This window comes from Dapis brunnea BLCC-M229, assembly GCF_050015995.1.
Lineage (GTDB): Bacteria > Cyanobacteriota > Cyanobacteriia > Cyanobacteriales > Microcoleaceae > Trichodesmium.
In genome coordinates, this window is the sequence record NZ_JBNHEP010000144.1 from 23,570 (window position 1) to 25,857 (window position 2,288).

The 2,288-nt window shown below is 30.6% G+C and carries 2 protein-coding genes; both read right to left on the reverse strand.

The features are described from left to right. Window positions 1-668: 668 nt before the first annotated feature. The gene (locus ACP6PM_RS16890; RefSeq protein ID WP_426586595.1) at window positions 669-1,484 is read right to left on the reverse strand and encodes a ComEA family DNA-binding protein; all 816 of its coding nucleotides are present in this window, start codon (window positions 1,482-1,484) and stop codon (window positions 669-671) included. A gap of 15 nt (window positions 1,485-1,499) precedes the next feature. Continuing rightward, a complete protein-coding gene (locus ACP6PM_RS16895; protein WP_426586597.1) occupies window positions 1,500-2,258 on the reverse strand; it encodes a hypothetical protein in 759 nt (252 codons plus the stop codon). Window positions 2,259-2,288: the final 30 nt, after the last annotated feature.

The window sequence follows — 2,288 nt, forward strand, 5'->3', positions numbered from 1 at the left end:
CTCCATCTGGTTGAATTTTTGGGAGAATTTCTAAAATTGCCTAGAAAATTTGCAGTAGTGGAAAGATGGAAAAAGAGAAATAATTTAGTTCATGGCAAATACTTCTAGGATTTTTGTCATTGTCACATCAGGAAAATCTCCATCTGGTTGAATTTTTGGGAGAATTTCTAAAATTGCCTAGAAAATTTGCAGTAGTGGAAAGATGGAAAAAGAGAAATAATTTAGTTCATGGCAAATACTTCTAGGATTTTTGTCATTGTCACATCAGGAAAATCTCCATCTGGTTGAATTTTTGGGAGAATTTCTAAAATTGCCTAGAAAATTTGCAGTAGTGGAAAGATGGAAAAAGAGAAATAATTTAGTTCATGGCAAATACTTCTAGGATTTTTGTCATTGTCACATCAGGAAAATCTCCATCTGGTTGAATTTTTGGGAGAATTTCTAAAATTGCCTAGAAAATTTGCAGTAGTGGAAAGATGGAAAAAGAGAAATAATTTAGTTCATGGCAAATACTTCTAGGATTTTTGTCATTGTCACATCAGGAAAATCTCCATCTGGTTGAATTTTTGGGAGAATTTCCAAAATTGCCTAGAAAATTTTCCGTAGTGGAAAGAAGGAGAAAGAGAAATGATTACTTCATGGCAAATATTTCTAGGATTTTTGTTACTTTAATCAGAAAAACTAATTTCTCCATTATCAAGTTTTTCTTGGAGTTTAGCTTTTACATTGTCGCTAAATTTAAGATCGGATACAATATGAAGTAAATCTCTATAGGGATTAGTTTTTCTATTATTTAGTATTTTTTGAATAGTTGTTTTTTTGACACCTGTCCCTTTAAAAGCAGTTATTAATTCAGCTTCATTCGCTGTATTGATATTAATGGCAGTTGAGCTTTTTGTATCTGATGATAAAGTCGATTTAGTTTCAATAATTTTTTCTATAGTTGAAGTTGTTGAAGTTAGTGATGGAGTTGATTTTTTATCAATAACTTTATCTGCTTGAATAAATTCTATATTTTGCAACTCTAGCTTTCTTTTGAGACGTTCTGAACATAAAGGAGCAAGCATAAAAGCTAAGTCTGGAGGAGTATTTTCTGATGCTGAAGGAGATGGATTAAACTCTAAATCATCTAACCAAGAACTAAAATCATCCAAATGTTCAACAATCAATTTATAATTTTTAGCTTCACCAAAAGCTCTAGCTATTGGTCTATCATTATGAAGCAATTCTACATAACAATCTAAGGCGTGGTTTTTTCCTGTTTTTTTACCTGGAATTACTTGGGTAGTTTCAAATGCTGATAATGTATATGCTTTTTGCTTTAAATATTTTTCCCACCTTTTTTGACATTCTGCTTTGACTAATTCACGAGCATCACCTTCAAATTTTTGCTCTTCAGCTTCGGGAAAATATCTTTCATGTATTTCTAGAACTTTTCCTGAATAATATTGACAAAATTCTCGAAAATTTTGAGCTGGTTTCAAAGGTATATTTTGAATTTATTCCCAAGCATTATTAAAATTTTTATATCCTTTATATGCTCCTTTAATTCTTTCCTCTATCTCTTGTTTAATCATCATAAATTCTTTATCAGAACCTAAACTAAGATTAATCGTTGACTTTTTGACTAAACTTTTTAATACAGAGTCTCCTTCAATTAAAGAACTGACATTATCTGATGTACCTACCAAATAAATTAGCAGAGGAATACTTCTTCTAAATTTCTGAGCAGCTTGCTTGATTAATTCTCTAAAAATTACTCTAGTTTCTTCTATTTCTTGTGGAAATTTTTCTAATGAATCTAATTCATCTTTCAATTGCTCAAAATATTTTTCTAGTAGCAATTCAGAAATATGATGATTTTGCCTAAACTTTTGGCAAATTTCTTTACTATGAATAGCTACAACACCTTCTAATTCTTGACGCCTCCTTTCTTCAAGGTAGAGCTTTTTGAACTTATCTGCAAATGTTTCAAAATCCATATCCTCATTTTGAAAATTTATCTGATTATATTTTGCTGCTAATTTTAAACAAGCCATCAGAGCATTTAAAATTTTAGGTCCTTTGTTAGACCTGAACTTATATTCCGTTGTTTGAAGACTAAAAACCAGAGCTTTCATTCCCATCTCAGTAACTTTAATTCTGCCCCATTTAGGAGATTCTAAGAACTTCAACTCACATAAACTCTCACAAACTTGCTTGGCATTAGGACGGCGTTTTTTAGATAAATGATTTTTAACCCATATTCCGCACGTCAAGTTGTAATATTAAAAGTAGTATAAAAAATG